Origin of the sequence: Phenylobacterium sp. (assembly GCF_019636135.1) — a bacterium.
Classification (GTDB): Bacteria; Pseudomonadota; Alphaproteobacteria; order Caulobacterales; family Caulobacteraceae; genus Phenylobacterium.
On the sequence record NZ_JAHBYD010000001.1, the window covers coordinates 42,255 to 58,732 of the forward strand.

At 70.9% G+C, this 16,478-nt stretch carries 16 protein-coding genes; 7 read left to right on the forward strand and 9 right to left on the reverse strand.

The window, feature by feature from the left end:
- The first annotated feature begins 158 nt into the window (after positions 1 to 158).
- A complete protein-coding gene (locus KF737_RS00235) occupies positions 159 to 1,088 on the forward strand; it encodes an aldo/keto reductase (RefSeq protein WP_296448904.1) in 930 nt (309 codons plus the stop codon).
- 29 nt (positions 1,089 to 1,117) lie between these two features.
- Here the strand turns inward: KF737_RS00235 and KF737_RS00240 are convergent, their stop codons facing one another.
- The 3 genes from KF737_RS00240 to KF737_RS00250 all read right to left on the reverse strand — a co-directional run bounded on the left by KF737_RS00240 (position 1,118) and on the right by KF737_RS00250 (position 4,259).
- On the reverse strand, positions 1,118 to 1,603 hold the full coding sequence (locus KF737_RS00240) for a DUF4440 domain-containing protein (RefSeq protein WP_296448906.1): 486 nt from the start codon (positions 1,601 to 1,603) through the stop codon (positions 1,118 to 1,120).
- A 183-nt stretch (positions 1,604 to 1,786) separates the two neighbouring features.
- Positions 1,787 to 3,283 (reverse strand): RNA polymerase factor sigma-54, encoded by a 1,497-nt coding sequence (rpoN, locus tag KF737_RS00245; RefSeq protein WP_296448909.1) that lies wholly within the window; start codon positions 3,281 to 3,283, stop codon positions 1,787 to 1,789.
- A gap of 235 nt (positions 3,284 to 3,518) precedes the next feature.
- Positions 3,519 to 4,259 (reverse strand): glutathione S-transferase family protein, encoded by a 741-nt coding sequence (locus KF737_RS00250; RefSeq protein WP_296448912.1) that lies wholly within the window; start codon positions 4,257 to 4,259, stop codon positions 3,519 to 3,521.
- An 81-nt stretch (positions 4,260 to 4,340) separates the two neighbouring features.
- Between KF737_RS00250 and KF737_RS00255 the strand changes: the two genes are divergently transcribed.
- Both KF737_RS00255 and KF737_RS00260 read left to right on the forward strand, forming a co-directional pair.
- Positions 4,341 to 5,057, forward strand: coding sequence for a YafY family protein (locus KF737_RS00255; protein ID WP_296448915.1), 717 nt, complete (start codon positions 4,341 to 4,343; stop codon positions 5,055 to 5,057).
- 189 nt (positions 5,058 to 5,246) lie between these two features.
- A complete protein-coding gene (locus tag KF737_RS00260; protein ID WP_296448917.1) occupies positions 5,247 to 7,118 on the forward strand; it encodes a M3 family oligoendopeptidase in 1,872 nt (623 codons plus the stop codon).
- A gap of 9 nt (positions 7,119 to 7,127) precedes the next feature.
- Here the strand turns inward: KF737_RS00260 and KF737_RS00265 are convergent, their stop codons facing one another.
- Positions 7,128 to 7,658, reverse strand: a complete 531-nt coding sequence (locus KF737_RS00265) for an HAD family hydrolase (RefSeq protein ID WP_296448922.1) — start codon at positions 7,656 to 7,658, stop codon at positions 7,128 to 7,130.
- A gap of 116 nt (positions 7,659 to 7,774) precedes the next feature.
- Between KF737_RS00265 and KF737_RS00270 the strand changes: the two genes are divergently transcribed.
- From KF737_RS00270 to argE, 3 genes are all read left to right on the forward strand, one after another.
- A complete protein-coding gene (locus KF737_RS00270) occupies positions 7,775 to 8,983 on the forward strand; it encodes a threonine ammonia-lyase (RefSeq protein WP_296448925.1) in 1,209 nt (402 codons plus the stop codon).
- Between the two features lie 150 nt (positions 8,984 to 9,133).
- Positions 9,134 to 9,643 carry an FKBP-type peptidyl-prolyl cis-trans isomerase gene (locus tag KF737_RS00275; RefSeq protein WP_296448927.1) on the forward strand — a complete coding sequence of 170 codons (510 nt, stop codon included), beginning with the start codon at positions 9,134 to 9,136 and terminating at the stop codon, positions 9,641 to 9,643.
- 47 nt (positions 9,644 to 9,690) lie between these two features.
- On the forward strand, positions 9,691 to 10,857 hold the full coding sequence (gene argE, locus KF737_RS00280; RefSeq protein WP_296448930.1) for an acetylornithine deacetylase: 1,167 nt from the start codon (positions 9,691 to 9,693) through the stop codon (positions 10,855 to 10,857).
- A 180-nt stretch (positions 10,858 to 11,037) separates the two neighbouring features.
- Here argE and KF737_RS00285 read toward each other — a convergent pair whose 3' ends face one another.
- Complete coding sequence (locus KF737_RS00285; RefSeq protein ID WP_296448932.1) at positions 11,038 to 12,069, reverse strand: glycosyltransferase family 2 protein; 1,032 nt, start codon at positions 12,067 to 12,069, stop codon at positions 11,038 to 11,040.
- 33 nt (positions 12,070 to 12,102) lie between these two features.
- On the opposite strand from KF737_RS00285, the gene rfbC reads away from it, so the two are divergent.
- Complete coding sequence (gene rfbC, locus KF737_RS00290) at positions 12,103 to 12,657, forward strand: dTDP-4-dehydrorhamnose 3,5-epimerase (RefSeq protein WP_296448936.1); 555 nt, start codon at positions 12,103 to 12,105, stop codon at positions 12,655 to 12,657.
- 148 nt (positions 12,658 to 12,805) lie between these two features.
- Here rfbC and KF737_RS00295 read toward each other — a convergent pair whose 3' ends face one another.
- The 4 genes from KF737_RS00295 to KF737_RS00310 all read right to left on the reverse strand — a co-directional run bounded on the left by KF737_RS00295 (position 12,806) and on the right by KF737_RS00310 (position 16,350).
- Positions 12,806 to 13,528, reverse strand: a complete 723-nt coding sequence (locus KF737_RS00295; protein ID WP_296448941.1) for a DUF899 family protein — start codon at positions 13,526 to 13,528, stop codon at positions 12,806 to 12,808.
- A 16-nt stretch (positions 13,529 to 13,544) separates the two neighbouring features.
- Positions 13,545 to 14,666 carry a tRNA epoxyqueuosine(34) reductase QueG gene (gene queG / locus KF737_RS00300; RefSeq protein ID WP_296448944.1) on the reverse strand — a complete coding sequence of 374 codons (1,122 nt, stop codon included), beginning with the start codon at positions 14,664 to 14,666 and terminating at the stop codon, positions 13,545 to 13,547.
- Positions 14,647 to 15,336 (reverse strand): glutathione S-transferase family protein, encoded by a 690-nt coding sequence (locus KF737_RS00305; protein ID WP_296448947.1) that lies wholly within the window; start codon positions 15,334 to 15,336, stop codon positions 14,647 to 14,649. The genes queG and KF737_RS00305 overlap by 20 nt, the downstream gene beginning before the upstream one ends.
- A 75-nt stretch (positions 15,337 to 15,411) precedes the next feature.
- Positions 15,412 to 16,350: a cation diffusion facilitator family transporter gene (locus KF737_RS00310; protein ID WP_296448952.1), complete on the reverse strand. Its 939-nt coding sequence runs from the start codon at positions 16,348 to 16,350 to the stop codon at positions 15,412 to 15,414.
- Positions 16,351 to 16,478 lie beyond the last annotated feature (128 nt).

Below are 16,478 nucleotides of genomic sequence, written 5' to 3' on the forward strand. Positions count from 1 at the left end.
TCTCTCGGGGAGTTAACGATGCCCGCCTTGCAATATCGCCAACGAACGAGGTGAACGCGGCGGCAATCAGTCTGAAGACCGGCGCTATGCGCTGGCGTTCGCGGAGGGCGAACGGCTAGGTTCAGGCCTCAACGGAAGATGCGAACGGGAGGCCGCAAATGAAGGTGCGCAGGCTCGGGAACTCGGGGCTCAAGGTCAGCGTGGTCGGCCTCGGCTGCAACAACTTCGGCATGCGGATCGACGCGGCCCGGACGCAGGTCGTGGTGGACGCCGCGATCGACGCCGGCATCACCCTCTTCGACACCGCCGACATCTACGGCGGGACCCAGTCGGAGGTGTTCCTCGGCCAGGCGCTGGGCAGGCGGCGGCACGACGTCGTGCTGGCCACCAAATTCGGCATGCGCGTGGGCGGCGACCCCAGGAAGCAGGGCGGCTCGCGCAAGTGGATCATGCAGGCCGTCGAGGACAGCCTGACGCGCCTGGGAACCGACTACATCGACCTCTACCAGCACCACCAGCCCGACCCGGACACGCCGGTGGACGAGACGCTGCGGGCGCTGGACGACCTCGTGACCCAGGGCAAGGTCCGCTACCTCGGGAACTCGAACTACTCGGGCTGGCAGATCGCCGACGCCGACTGGACCGCGGCGGGCGGCGCGCGCTTCGTCTCGGCGCAGAACCAGTATTCGCTGCTGGAGCGCGACGTGGAGCGTGAGGTGCTGCCGGCCTGCGAGCATTTCGGGGTCGGGTTCCTGCCGTTCTTCCCGCTGGGCTCGGGCCTGCTGTCGGGCAAGTACCGGCGCGGCGAGGCGCCGCCCGAGGGCACGCGCCTGGCGGCCTGGGGCGCGCGCGGCGAGGCGGCCATGAGCGACGCCAACTTCGACAAGGTCGAGGCGCTGACGAAGTGGGCCGAAGCGCGCGGCCACACGATCCTGGAGCTCGCCTTCGCCTGGCTGCTCGGCCACCCGGTGGTGAGCTCGGTGATCGCCGGGGCGACCTCGGCCGAGCAGATCGCCGCCAACGCCGCGACGGCCGCCTGGGCGCTGACGCCCGACGAGGTCGACGAGGTGGGCAAGCTGATCGCCTGACCGCGCCCGCGCGAAGCGGCGGGCGATCGTCAGGGCGCGCGGGTGTCGGCGATGATGTCGCGGCTCAGCTTCATCGCGCCGTCGGGCTGGCGCTTGAACACCGCCACCCAGTTCCCGGCCTCGGTCGCGGGCTGCTTCGTGGCCGGGTTGGTGAAGGTGAAGCGGTAGGTCGCGTGGTAGACGGCCAGGTCGCCCGACGCGGCCGCCTCGACGGTCTCGTCCGACACCTCCAGCTTCATCGCCGGATCGGCCATCTGGCCCTTGCTCACCTCGGTGTTCGGCCCGAGGCCCACGACGTTCGCCTCGCCGTGGAACATCGTCACCACGTCCGGCGCCAGGATGCTCGCCGCCTTCGCCGCATCGCGCGCCGCATAGGCGTCGACCTGCGTCTTGATGGCGGCCCGCACCTCGGCCTCGACCTTCGCCGTGTCCATCGCCGCCGCCGGCGCCGCGGGCTTGCCCCCGCACCCCGCGACGAACGCGCCCGCCACGAGCGCGACAACCACAGCCTTCATGACCACCCCCAACCCGGAACCGACGCCACCGACATGCCCCAGGCCCGCCGACAACCGCCAGGACCCCGAGCCGATGATTTGCCGATGCGCCGCCGATGACGCCTCAAGGCTCCTTGTATCCGGACGTTGGCGCCGCGGGAGAGAGTTCGAACGCCTCAGATGGCTGCCATGGGCATAGCCGCCCTACGCCATTTCCTTCAGCATGCGCCGGCGTTCCACGGACGAGGGGATGCGCATGGCTTCGCGGTACTTGGCGACGGTGCGGCGCGCGATGTCGACGCCGGCGGCCTTCAGGATCTCGACCAGGCGGTCGTCGGAGTGGACGTCGGCCTCGGTGCGTTCGCCGTCGATGAGCTGCTTGATCTTGTGGCGCACGCTTTCGGCCGAGTGGGCCTCGCCGCCCTCGGACGAGGCGATGGCGGAGGTGAAGAAGAACTTCATCTCGAACAGGCCGCGCGGCGTGGCGATGTACTTGTTCGAGGTCACGCGGCTGACGGTGGACTCGTGCATGCCGATGGCGTCGGCGACGGTCTTCAGGTTCAGCGGCCGCAGGTGCTCGACGCCGAAGGCCAGGAAGGCGTCCTGCTGGCGCACGATCTCGGAGCTGACCTTCAGGATCGTCCGCGCGCGCTGGTCCAGGCTCTTCATCAGCCAGTTGGCCTGCGCCAGGCAGTCCGAGACGAAGGTCTTCTCCTGGTCGGTCTTCGACTGGCCCGAGACGCGGGCGTGGTAGCGCTGGTCCAGCAGCAGCCGCGGCAGGGTGTCGGAGTTCAGCTCCACGTGCCACAGGCTGCCCGAGCCCTCGCGGACATAGACGTCGGGCTGCACCGGCGTCGCCGCCTCGCCGCCCGCGAACGCCGCGCCGGGCCGCGGCGTCAGCCCGCGGATCTCGGCGATCATGTCGCGCAGGTCCTCGTCGTCGACGCCGCAGACCTTCTTCAGGGCCGCCAGGTCGCGGCGCGCCAGCAGCGGCAGGTTGTCGAGCAGGGCGCCGATGGCCGGGTCGTAGCGGTTCCGGTCCTTGAGCTGGATCATCAGGCACTCGCGCACGTCGCGCGCCGCCACGCCGACGGGGTCGAAGCCCTGGACGACCGCCAGCACCTCCTCGACCAGAGCCTCGGCGCAGCCCAGGCGCCCGGCGGCCTCGGCCGTGTCCAGCCGCAGGTAGCCGCCCTCGTCGACCGCGTCGATCAACACGCCGGCGACGATGTTCTGCGTGGGCGTGAGCCCGGCGGCGGCGAGCTGCTCGGTCAGGTGCTCGGCGAGCGTCTTCTCGCGCGTCAGCGCGCCTTCGAAATCGCCCTCGTCGCGGTCGAAGCTGCCGCCCGACCCGGCCTTGGACCAGTCGACCGTCCCGCCCGCATCGGCCGCCTCGGGCGCGTCGCCCGTGGCGCGCTCGCCGGGCGAGGCCTCGTCGTGGGTGGCGTCGAGGTCGGCGCGGGCCTCGGCGTCCGACGCATGCTCCTCGGTGACGGCGGCCGGCGCCTCGTCGCGATGCTCCTCGCCGCCCTCGGGCTCGCGCTCGTCGCGCTGCAGGAGCGGATTGCGTTCCAGCTCGGTCTCGACGAAGGCCTCGAGCTCGAGATTCGACATCTGCAGCAGCTTGATCGCCTGCTGCAACTGGGGCGTGATGACCAGCCCCTGCCCCTGCCGAATCTCAAGACGTGCGCTGAGCGCCAACGACCTGTCCCCCTGGCCCGCTTCTTGCTTGCAGGCTAGGGCGCGATCCCCACCGACAGGTTAACGCCGCAGCGAATCCTCTCGCCGCGCGTAGCGCCGTCATGCCTGGAACCACAGAAAACACAGAAAACACAGAAGGATGGACACATCGCCCTTCCGTGTTTTCTGTGTTTTCTGTGGTTCGAAGAAGAGAGCCTCCGCTTGCGCGGAGGCCCAGTTGCAGAGCGATTTCTGCCTACGCCGCGACGGGGCGCCGCACCGGCTCCAGGTCCCATTCGAACTCGGGGTAGAACTGCGCCATCAGGCGGTCGACGTAGGCCACCAGCGTGCCGAAGCCCTCGGCGCGGCGGCGCAGCTCGCCCTCGAAGAAGGGGGTCAGCGCCCCGGCCAGCAGCGCGAACACCGTGGCGTCCACCCCGCACGGCCGGTCGCCGAACAGGTAGCGCCTGTCGCCCAGGATCGCCGCCACGGCGGCCAGCGAGCGCACGCCCAGGGCCACGATCTCCAGGTCGGAGTGGCGGCCCATGCCGCCGGCGCGCACGTTGCCGCGCACCTCGGCCAGCACGCCGTCCACCACCGCCGCCGGCGCGCCGTCGAAGAAGTGCGCCGGGCCCTTGGCGAAGTTCACCGGGTCCAGCCAGCGCTCGTGGCACAGCGCCCACGCGAAGTGGTTCTCCATCATCCGCTCGACCGCCCAGGCCGTGGCGCGCTGCTCCGGCGACAGCCCCTCGTCGAAGTCGACGCCGTGGGTGCGCTCGATGTAGCCGCGGATGAAGGTCGAGTCGCCGATCCGCACGCCGCCCCCGAGGGGACCGACGTCCACGAACGGCACCTGCCCCTTCGGCCCCTCGGCCGGGTTCGCGGCCCGCTTCTCGTAGGCCAGCCCGGCCATCTTGAGCTGCACCTCGGTCTTGGTGACGTAGGGGCTGATCTCCGGAAGCCCGAAGCCCTCGCCGCAGCCGTAGAGCGTGATCATCTGCCTTCTCCGCGTTGACAGACGCACCCTGACAGGGCCTTGCTGCCAGCATTCTGTCAGCAGCCTGACAGGGGAACAAAAGTGCGACGCGCCGACCGGCTCTTCCAGATCATCCAGATCCTGCGGCGCGGCTCGCGGCCGGTCACCGCCGACGCCATCGCCGAGGAGCTGGAGACCTCCAGGCGCACCGTCTACCGCGACATCGCCGACCTGATGGCCCAGCGCGCGCCGATCCGCGGCGAGGCCGGCGTCGGCTACATCCTGGAGGACGGCTACGACCTGCCGCCCCTGATGCTGACGCCCGAGGAGGTGGAGGCCGCCGTCCTCGGCGCCCAGATGGTGGCCGCCCGCGGCGACCCGGCGCTCCGCCGCGCCGCCGAGGACCTGATCGCCAAGATCGGCGCCGTCATCCCCGAGCAGCTCCGCCCCCTCGTGGTCGAGCCCGCCACCCGCGCCGCGCCGAGCTGGAAGGCCGTGGCCGACAACATCGACATGGCCAGCGTCCGGCGCGCCATCCGCGGCGGGCTGAAGATCCGCCTCACCTACTCCGACGAGCGCGAGCGCGCCTCGGCCCGCACCGTCTGGCCCTTCGCCATCGGCTACTACGAGACCACGCGGCTGGTGATGTGCTGGTGCGAGCTGCGCCAGGACTTCCGCAGCTTCCGCACCGACCGCGTCTCGGCCGCCGACTTCCTCGACGAGCGCTACCCCGACCGCCCCGCCTCCTTGCGCGCCCGCTGGCGCCGCCGCCAGCAGGAGCACTGGGAGCGCATGAGCAAGAAGCAGGCGGCGGAGTAACCCCGATTGTCATCCCGGTCTTGGGCTCCGCCAAAACCGGGATGACAATCGGGGGCGAAGCCGGGGTGGCAGCCGTTGGGCGGAGCTTTCACGCCGCTCGCCACTTCGAGGTAACTGTTACGCTTCCGTAAGTTGCCGCTCCGCGCGGCCGCCCCTAGCGTCGCGCGTTAGTTTGGGGAGTTCCACCACATGACCACCGACATCAGCCGCCGCCAGGCGCTGTGGCTGGCCGCCTTTGCGGCCGCCGCGCCCGGCCTCGCGCCCAATGGGGCCTGGGCCCAGGCCAGGGACGCCGCGCTTCCGACGGTCTGGGACCTGACCGCGCTCTATCCGACGCCCGAAGCCTGGACCGCCGAGGCCAAGGCCGTCGAAGCCGCCCTGCCGGGCCTCGCGCAATACAAGGGCAAGCTGGGCGAGAGCGCCGCCACCCTGAAGGCCGCCATGCAGGCGATCAGCGACCTGAACCGCCGCAGCGCGCGCCTCTTCGTCTACGCCACCCTGAAGGGCGACGAGGACCTGCAGGTCGCCGTCGACCAGGAGCGCCGCCAGCTCGCCCAGGCCCTGGTCGCGAAGCTCGGCGAGGCCACCGCCTGGGTCAGCCCGGAGATCCTGCAGGTCGGCCGCGCCAGGCTCGACGGCTTCCTCGCCGCCGACCCGGGCCTGGCGAAGTTCCGCTTCGGCCTCATCGACACCGTCCGCCAGGCCGACCACACCCTGGACGCCGGGGGCGAGGCCATCCTGGCCGCCGCGGGCAATCCGCTCACCGGCCCGCGCACCATCAGGAGCCAGCTCGTCGCCGCCGACATCCCCTGGCCCACGGTCACCGTCGCCGGCAAGCCGGTCCGCCTCGACCAGCAGGGCCTCACCCAGGCCCGCGCCACCGCCGACCGCACCGAGCGCAAGATGGTGTTCGACACCGGCTTCGGCGCCTACAAGGCCTTCGAGTCCAGCCTGGGCGCGGCGCTGGCCGCCAAGGTCGACGGCGACCTCTTCAACGCCCGCCAGCGCAAGTACCCGACCGTGCTGGCCGCCGCCGTCGACGGCCCCAACATCCCGCAGAGCGTCTACCGCACCCTCATCGCCGAGGCGAACCGCGGCCTGCCGATCCTGCACCGCTACTTCGACCTGCGCCGCCGCCTGCTGGGCCTGCCCGACATGGGCCTGTGGGACCTCTACCCGCCGGTCACCAGGCTGGACGCGAAGTTCGACCTGGCGACCAGCCGCCGCATCGCCATCGAGGCGCTGAAGCCCCTCGGCCCCGAGTACGGCGCCCTCTTCGCCGAGGCGACCGCCAGGCCCTGGGTCCACGTCTATCCGCAGCGGGGCAAGCGCGGCGGCGCCTACGTCTTCGGCGCGGCCTACGACGTCCACCCCTACATGCTGCTGAACCATACCGACAACTACGAGGGCCTCTCGACCTACGCCCACGAGTGGGGCCACGCGATGCACACCCTGCTGGCCCAGAAGGCCCAGCCCTACGAGCTCGCCGCCTACCCCACCTTCACCGCCGAGGTGGCCTCCACGGTCAACGAGCAGCTCCTCGTCGCCCACATGGTCAGGCAGGCCAGGACCCGGGACGAGAAGCTGTTCTACCTCGACCGCGTCTGCGAGATGATGCGCGCCACCTTCTACCGCCAGACCATGTTCGCCGAGTTCGAGCTCGCCGTGCACGAGGTGGCCGAGAAGGGCGAGGCGCTGTCGGGCCAGCGCGCCAGCGCCATCTACCTCGACCTGCTCAGGCGCTACCACGGCCCCAAGGTCATGATCGAGGACGTCTACGGCGCCGAGTGGATGCTGCCCGGCCACTTCTTCGACTACACCTATTACGTCTACCAGTACGCGACCTCGGTCACCGCCGCCTCGGCCTTCGCCGAGCTGATCCTGAAGGGCGGGCCGAAGGAACGCGACGCCTACCTCGGCGCCCTCAAGGCCGGCGGCTCGGACTATCCCGTCGAGGTCCTGAAGCGCGCCGGCGTCGACATGACCACCCCGGCCCCCTTCCGCGCCCTCCTCGCCAAGTTCGAGCACACCCTGGACGACATGGAGAAGCTGATCGGGTGATCCGCCCGCTCAGTCGGCTCCGCCGGAGGGGAGCAGACGGGCGTCGTGCAGAAACGCCCTGAGGTCGCCGCCCTCGAACAGCACGCCGCGCACGCCGGCCCTGAGCGCCGCCTCCAGGTCCGACGGCTTGTCGCCGATCAGCATCGAGGCCCCGCGGTCGATCGGCCAGTCCCGCAGCGCCTGGAGGATCATGCCGGGGTTCGGCTTGCGCAGCGGCGGGTCGGGGTGGCGGTAGGCCTGCGCCTGCGCCTCGGGGTGCTGCGGCGCGTGATAGAAGGCGTCGATGCGCGCGCCCGCCGTCCCGAGGTCGGCCTGCATCCGGGCGTGGAGCTCATGCACCGCGTCTTCGGTGTAGTAGCCGCGGCCGACGCCCGACTGGTTCGTCACCACGATCACCAGCCAGCCGGCGCGGTTGAAGGCCGCCACCGTCTCGCGCGCGCCGGGGATCCAGTGGAAGTCCTCCCAGCGCGAGACGTAGCCGCGATCCTCGTTCAGCACGCCGTCGCGGTCGAGGAACAGGGCGGGCTTCAGGTCGGGCATCGCTCTCCCAATGCACGATTCAGCGCCTGCGCGGGAGTCGGACGCCCTCGGTTGCCCCTGGGAAGCGGCGCCGCTAGGTTGCGCGGCCTTCCGGAACCCCAGGCCGCACCGATCCCATGAGCCTCGCCTTCGACGACATCCTCGCCGCCCAGGAGCGGCTGCGGGGCCATATCGAGCGCACCCCGTGCCGCCACTCGAAGACCCTCAGCGAGATCACCGGGGCCGAGGTGTGGGTGAAGTTCGAGAACCTGCAGTTCACCGCCGCCTACAAGGAGCGCGGCGCGCTGAACAAGCTCCTGCAGCTCGGCGAGAACGTGCGCGCCCGCGGCGTGATCGCCGCCTCGGCCGGCAACCACAGCCAGGGCCTCGCCTACCACGCCGCCCGCCTCGGCATCCCGGTCACCATCGTGATGCCCAAGGGCACGCCGTTCGTGAAGGTGCAGCAGACCCGCGCCCACGGCGCCGAGGTGGTGATCGAGGGCGACAGCTACGACGAGGCCGCCGCGCACGCCCGCAAGGTCTGCGACGACCGCGAGCTGACCTTCGTCCATCCGTTCAACGACGCCGACGTCATGGCCGGCCAGGGCACGGTGGCGATCGAGATGCTCGAGGACGTGCCCGACCTGGAGATCCTGCCGATCCCCATCGGCGGCGGCGGGCTGATCGCGGGCATGGCGACGGCCGCCAAGCACCTGAAGAAGGACATCCGCATCGTGGGCCTGGAGCCGGCGATGTTCCCGTCGTTCACGGCCAAGATGCGCGGCGTGCGCACCGCGGCGAACAACGGCGCCTCGACCATCGCCGAGGGCATCGCGGTGAAGGAGGTGGGCGCGCTCTCCTATGCCATCGCCCGGCCGCTGATCGACGAGGTGCTGCTGATCGAGGAGCCCTATTTCGAGCGCGGCATCGCCCTCTACTGCAATGTCGAGAAGACGGTGGTGGAAGGCGCGGGCGCGACCTCGCTGGCGGCGCTGCTGGCCTATCCCGAGCGGTTCCGCGGGCGGAAGGTCGGCCTCGTCATCACCGGCGGCAACATCGACACGCGGCTGCTGGCCTCGGTGCTCACCCGCGAGCTGGTGCGCGAGAGCCGGATCGTGAGCCTGCGCATCATCGGCGACGACCGCCCGGGCCTGCTCGCCAACGTCTCGGCCATCATCGGCCAGATGGGGGCCAACATCATCGAGGTGGCGCACAACCGCCTGGCGCTGGACGTGCCGGCCAAGGGCGCCGAGTTCGACGTGATGATCGAGACCCGCGACGCCCAGCACACCCAGGAAGTCATGGACGCCCTGCGCGAGCGCGGCTATCCGCCCCGGGTGGTCTAATCGTTCCACCGCATCGTCACCCCCGGCTTTTCCGGGGGACGGATGGAGCGCGGCGGCGACGCCGCAGATCACCTCGGGCGCACAGCCCGGTGGGTGGCCCGGACGAGCCGGGCCATGACGTAACTTGGATAGGCCTGTTCGGATCGTCCCATGAAACGCATCGTGATCCTCGCCCTCGCCGCGCTCGCGCTCGCCGCCTGCCAGGGCAAGCCCCAGGACAAGGCCGGGGCCGACCTCGCCGGCAAGCCCTCGCCCCAGAGCGAGGCCTACATGGCGAAGATCGCGAAGGAGCCGGGCGTGAAGGTCCTGACGTCGGGCCTCGCTTACAAGATCGTGCGCTCGGGCCCGGCCACCGGCCTCAGGCCCCAGGCCCAGGACGAGGTGAAGGTCCACTACGAGGGCAAGCTCGAGGACGGGACGATCTTCGACTCGTCCTACGAGCGCGGCCAGCCCGCAGCCATGCCGCTGCGCGGCCTGATCCCGGCCTGGCAGGAGGCGCTGCCCCTGATGCGGCCGGGCGACGAGTGGATCCTCTACGTGCCGTCGAACCTCGGCTACGGCGAGCAGGGGCAGGGCCCGATCCCGCCGGGCGCGCCCTTGATCTTCCGCATCGAGCTCATCGACGTCCTCCCCGGCCCGGGCCGCATCCAGCAAGGGTGACGCCGGTTGGGCTTTGACCGGGGCGCCTGCGGGTCTAAGCCTTCGCGATGACCACCGACCTCTATCCGGCGGCGCGGGACCTGCTCGCCAAGCTGGTCAGCTTCGACACCACCTCGCGCGGCTCGAACCTGCCGCTGATCGAATGGGTGGAGGGCTATCTCGACGGCCTCGGCGCGCCGCACCGCCGCGTGCCGAACGCCGACGGGACGAAGTCGAACCTGATGGCCACGCTGGGCCCGTCCGTCGAAGGCGGCGCGGTGCTGTCCGGCCATACCGACGTGGTGCCGGTCGACGGCCAGCCGTGGAGCACCGACCCCTTCGGCCTGGTCGAGAAGGACGGCCGCCTCTACGGGCGCGGGACCTGCGACATGAAGGGGTTCCTGGCGCTGGCCCTGGCCGCGGCGCCGGAGCTGGCGAAGACCGCGAGGAAGCCCGTGCATCTGGCCTTCTCCTACGACGAGGAGATCGGCTGCCTCGGCGCGCCGCACATGATCGAGGTGATCCGCCGCGAGCTGCCGGCGCCCGCGGTCGTGGTGGTCGGCGAGCCCACGAATATGGAGGCGGTGAACGGCCACAAGGGCATCGCCACCTTCCACGTCACCGTCACGGGCCGCGAGGCCCACTCCAGCCAGCCGCACCAGGGCGTCTCGGCGGTGATGGAGGCGGTGAAGCTGATGGGCTCGCTGAACGCGCTGGCGAAGCGACTGGAGGCCGAAGCCGATCCGGCGAGCCCCTTCACGCCCAGGTGGCCGACGCTCACCATCGGCATGGTCCACGGCGGGACCGCCCACAACATCATCGCCCGCGAGTGCAGGTTCGTCTTCGACGTCCGCTCGCCGGGCCCGAAGACGCCGCAGGAGATCGTGGCGGGCTTCATCGCCGAGGCGCAGGCGATGGACGCCGCGCTGAAGGCCCGCGCGCCGGAAGCCGGCGTCGCGGTCGAACTGAAGACCGACGTGCCGCCCTTCATGCCCGAGCGCGACGGCGCGGCCGAGGCCTTCGCCCGCCGCATGGCCGGCGACAACGGCCCCCCGCGCGTGGTCGCCTTCGCCGCCGAGGCGGGCCAGTTCCAGCAGGCGGGGTTCTCGACGGTGATCTGCGGCCCCGGCTCCATCGACCAGGCCCACCAGCCCGACGAATACGTCGAGGTCAGCCAGATGCAACGCGGCGCCGCCTTCATGCGCCGCCTGATCGAGTGGGCCAGCGAGGGCTAGCTCCCAGCGCGCGCCGCCCACCCACGCGTGTCATCCCGGTTTCGCCGCAGGCGAAGACCGGGACCCAACCGTCGGGTGCGTCGATGGTTAGGGGCAGCCCCAGCGGTCGGGCCATGCTGGCCAGCTCAGAGCACCGGAAGGTTGGGTCCCGGTCTTCGCTTCGCGAAACCGGGATGACACTCAGGGGCGAGGTTGGCGCAGCGGCTTGATCACCGGCCGCCGCCCGGAGAGGTCGCGCGGGTTCCAGGTCATCGCCCTGGCGATCCGCGCGAACGACGCGCGCCGCATCCGCTGCACGCCGCGCCGTGCGCGGAACATGGCGGGCGCGCCGGCGAAGGCGGCCTTAACCGCCGTCCAGATCAGCCCGATGTGCGGGCGGTTCTCGCGGCGCAGGTAGATGAAGATCAGCGCCACGAGGTGGAGCGGCACGACCAGCGGCAGCAGGATCGCGGGCGTGTTCTTGAACAGCACCCAGAAGCGGTTGCGCGTGCCGTGGAAGACGGCGAACTCCGACTTGCGCCCGCCGCTGGAGGCCGAGCCCACGTGGCGGATGGTGGCGTCCGGGACCAGCAGCGTGGGCTCGTCGGCGAGCTGCAGCCGATAGCCCAGGTCGACGTCCTCGCCGTAGCAGAAGAAGGCCTCGTCGAAGCCGCCCAGCCGCAGGAACAGCTCGCGGTCGATCATCAGCGCCGCGCCGCAGGGGCTGAACACCTCGCCCTCGCGCGCCTGGCCGCGGTCGGGGCTGAGGTAGCCGCCGCGGTAGGGGATGCCGGTGATGCTCATCACGTCGCCGAGGCCGTCCAGCAGGCCCGGGTCCTCCGCCACCACCTGGCGCGAGGTGAACGAGCGCACCTGCGGATGCCGCTCCGTCGCGGCCATCAGTTGCGCCAGCCAGTCGGGCTCGGCGTAGGCGTCGGGGTTGAGGAGCACGTACCAGCGGCCGCGGCCCTCGCGGGCGCCCTGGTTGCCGGCGCCGGTGAAGCCCAGGTTGTCGCTGTTCCGGATCAGCCGCGCCCAGGGAAATCCGGCGGCGATCTCCGCGTCGCCGGGATCGGGCGAGGCGTTGTCGATGACCAGCGCCTCGAAGTCGCGGAAGGTCTGGGCGCCCAGGTGCTCCAGGCAGGCGCGCAGGGTCGGGCCCGAGTTGTAGGCGATGACGCAGACCGTCGCCGCCGGTTGTGCGCCCTTGTCATCGCCCGGTCCGTGCGCCATGCGAGCGGTCACCTGCTCCGAAGTTGGATGCCCATGACGACGATCACGCCGCTCGCCATTCCCGATGTGCTGCTTATCACGCCCAGGCGCCATGGCGATGCGCGCGGCTGGTTCGCCGAGACCTGGAGCACGCGGGCGCTCGCCGGCACGGTGGCCGACACCGCCTTCGTGCAGGACAACCAGGCCTTCAGCGCCGCCAGGGGCACGCTGCGGGGGCTGCACTTCCAGTTGGCGCCGAACGCCCAGGGCAAGCTGATCCGGGCGCTCCGCGGCGCGATCTTCGACGTGGCGGTGGATGTGCGCGCCGGCTCGCCGACGTTCGGGAAATGGGTCTCGGCCGAACTCACCGCCGAGGGCGGCGAGCAGCTCTGGGTTCCCCGCGGCTTCGCCCACGCCTACTGCACCATCACCGACGACTGCGAGATCTTCTACAAGGTCGACGGCCCGTATGCGCCGCAGTCCGAGGGCGGGATCGCCTGGAACGACCCCGACCTCGCCATCCCCTGGCCGCTCGACGGCGAGCCTCTGCTCTCCGAGAAGGACAAGGTGCTCCCGCGCCTGAAGGACCTCGGGCCGGTGGCGTTCTGACCACTCCTCGATCGTCATCCCGCGGCTTGTCCGCGGGACCCATGAACACCCACGCTTCACTTGATCTGCTGTGTCGCGTCCGCGACCGCCCTGTACCGGCAGCGTGCATGGGTCCCGCGAACAAGTCGCGGGATGACGTTCAGGAGGATCAATAGCTGAGCTTCGGGTACCAGTCGGTCCCGCGGCCCTCGGGCGTCAGGTCCAGCACGTTCCAGAGCGTCATGAGGTCGGGCGCCGTCGTCGGGTCCGAGCCCGGATCTGCGGTCTTGAAGCCGGCCTCCGCGCCCCAGAAGTGGCGGATCACACCGTCGCGGCGGGTGAAGATATTCTGCGCGGCGGTGTCGACGTCGTTCGGCGTCATGCCGCCGTAGTCCTCGCTGAACTTGCCGTTGACGTCCTGGTAAAGCTGCAGGTGCTTCCAGCCGCGCTCGACCTTGAAGGCGATCTGCCGCTCGATGGGCGACAGGCCGACGACCGCCACGGCGATCCGCTGCCGCAGGTGATCGGTGTTGCCGTCCAGGCACTGGAGCAGGGCCGTGCACATCGGGCAGGGCCGCGCGCGCTTCGGGCCGTACATCCAGTTGTAGACGAAGAGGGTGTCCTTATCGCCGAAGAGCCCCTCCAGGCCCTGCGGGTTGGACCCCTGCACGCTGCTGGTCTCGCCCAGGAACTGGTAGTCGCCCTTGACCTCGCCGCCCGGCGGCAGGGCGCGGCGCATCTCGGCGACGCGGGCGATCTGCCGGCGCAGCTCGATTTCCTCGACCATCAGGGCGTCGCGCGCCTTGCGGTACTCGGGGCTTTCGTTCGGCTGGCGGGCGGCCTGCGCGCGGACCAGCTCCGCGGCGGGTTTCAGAATCGAGCCGTCGGGCATGACGGACCTCCTGTCCTTAGGGTGACCATTCCCCAAGGACGTCCACGTCCGCTTCGTTCCGACAATGTGTGTTGCGCAGCATCTCGAAGGATTCCGGCGGGAGCAGGCGTGACAGCGCCCAGACCGCCGCCCCGCGGACGACCGGGGCCGGATCGTCCAGCAGCCGCTCGGCCTCGGTCGCCAAGGTGGCGTCGCCCGCGTTGCCGATGGCGTAGAGCACGTTGCGGACGAAGCGGTCGCGGCCGATGCGCTTGACCGGGCTCTTGCGGAAGAGGCCGCGGAAGGCCGCGTCGTCCAGCCGGGCGAGGTCGGCCAGCGTCGGCGCCTTCAGGGCCTCGCGCGCCGCCAGCTTCTGCTCGCGTCCAGCCTGGGCGAACTTGTTCCACGGACAGACCGCCAGGCAGTCGTCGCAGCCGTAGACGCGGTTGCCCAGCGCCTCGCGGAACTCGCGCGGGATCGGCCCCTTCAGCTCGATGGTCAGGTAGGAGATGCAGCGCCGCGCATCGAGCTCGAACGGGGCCGGGAAGGCCTTGGTCGGGCAGATGTCGAGGCAGGCGTGACAGGTTCCGCAGGTCGTGGGCTCCGGCGCGTCCGGCGGCAACTCCAGCGTCGTCAGGATCGAGCCCAGGAAGAGCCAGGAGCCGAATTCGCGGCTGACGAGGTTGGTGTGCTTGCCCTGCCAGCCGGCGCCGGCGCGCTCGGCCAGCGGCTTCTCCAGCAGGGGCGCGGTGTCGACGAATACCTTCAGCTCGCCGCCGAACTTCGCCGCCAGCCAGCCGCCGAGCTGCTTCAGCCGGCCCTTGATAACCTCGTGGTAGTCGTCGCCCTGGGCGTAGACGCTGATCGCTGCGCGATCCGGGCGCCGGAGGATCTCCAGCGGGTCGCGGTCCGGCCCGTAGTTCACCCCCAGCACGATCGCCGACCTCGCCTCGGCCCACATCGCGCGCGGATGCTTCCGCCGCGCTGCCGTCTCGGCCATCCAGCCCATCTCGCCGTGGCGGCCGGCGCCGACGAATTCCATGAGCCGCGGCCCGGCGGCCCAGGCCTCGTCGATGTCGGTGAAGCGGCAGAGGTCGAAGCCGAGCCTTCGGGCCTCGGCGCGGATCACGTCGCGCGGGTCAGAAGTCGAGGTCGTCATAGTGCCCGGCCGGATGCAGGCCCGGCCAGCGGTCGGAGAGGAGCGGCCGGAACGCCGGCCGCGACTTCAGCTTCATGTACCAGGTCTTGACCGCCGGGAACTCCCGCCACGGCATGTCGCCGAAATAGTCGATGACCGACATGTGCGCCGCCGCCGCGAAGTCGGCGAACGACAGCCGCTTGCCGGCCAGCCACTCGCGGCCCTGCAGCAGGTCGTCCAGCATGAAGAGGTGGTTCTTCAGCCCCTCCTTGCCCTGGCGCAGGTTGGCGAGCTCGGGCGGGCCCAGGCCCAGCAGCCGCTTCTCGATCTTCTCGTGCAGCAGGTAGCCGGAGGCCTCGAACTCGAACTTGCGGTCGAACCAGGTGAGCAGCCGCCGCGCCTCGGCCCGCTCGGCCGGGTCGCTGCCCAGCAGTGGAACCTCGGGGTAGGCCTCCTCCAGGTGCTCCAGGATCGCACGGGTTTCGCAGAGCGCCAGCGGCCGTCCGCCCTCCGGCGTCTCGACCAGCACCGGCACCATGCCCGACGGGTTGAGCTTCGTGAGCTCCTTCGGGCGTTCCCAGTAGCGTGTCGGCTGGTCCGTGAACGCCAGCCGCTTCTCGCCCAGGGCCAGGCGCACCTGCCGCGAGGCGGGATCGAGCGGGAAGTGGTGAAGGGTGCGGTCGACGGTCATGGCGGCTTGAGGGCGCGCGCTTCCTTAGGCGAATCGGAGAGGCTCCAACAGACGCTTCACCCGTTAAGGGCGCGTTTACTTTGCCGCAGGGGTGTCCCAGAAGCCGCCGCCGTGCGTTTCGGCCCGCCCGCGCGGGTCGGCGTGGATGATGAGGTCGGCCGCGGGGAAGGCCGCCAGGATCCGCTGTTCGGCGGCCGTGACGGCGTCATGGGCGGCTTCCAGCGTCAGGTCGGGATCGACGTCGACGTGCATCTGGACGTGGACGTAGGGCCCCGAGGCGCGGGTCCGCAGTTGATGCACGTTCGCGAGCCGGCCGTCGGCGGTGGCGAGGCGCACGATCTCGGCGCGGTCGTCGTCGGACAGTTCGCGGTCCATCAACTGGTTCGAGGCCTCGCGGAACACGCCGACGGCGCTCCAGAGCAGGAGGCCGGCCACGATCGCCGCGGCGGCCGTGTCGAGGCCCGTGATCCCGAGCCAGGCCGCGGCCGCGACGCCGACGAGCGCGACCGCGTTCGACGCCAGGTCGGAGGCGTAGTGCGCCCGGTCGCCCGACACCGCCACCGAGCCGGTCTGCCTCAGCACCCGGCTCTGCGCCGCGATCAGGAGGCCCGTCAGCACGATGGAGACGGCCATCACGCCGACCGCCCAGGCGCCGTTCTCGACCGGCCGCGGATGCAGCGCCGCGTCGGCCGCCTCGCGCAGGATCAGCGCGGCCGAGGCGAAGACCAGGCCGGCCTGCATCAGGCTCGCGAACGCCTCGGCCTTGCCGTGGCCGAACCGATGCTCGGCGTCGGGCGGGGCGGCGGCGTAGCGGACGGCGAAGGCGGTCGCGAGCGAGGCGATCAGGTCCAGCCCCGAGTCCGCCATCGACGCCAGCAGCGCCAGCGATCCCGACGCCGTCCACGCCGCGAACTTGATCGCCACCAGCACCGCCGCCACGCCCACCGACATCAGCGTCACGCGCCGGGTGAGGGCGGAGGTCTCGGCGGCGGACAGGCGGACGGTTGAAGCCATGCCCCACTTAACCCGTCATCCCGGCCGTCGCGAAGCGGAGAGCCTGGACCCGGGATGACGGCGGTGGGGGATGACAGGTTCGAGTGGAACAGCTTAGGTCGGGGCCGAGCGGACATTTCGGAGCGCCC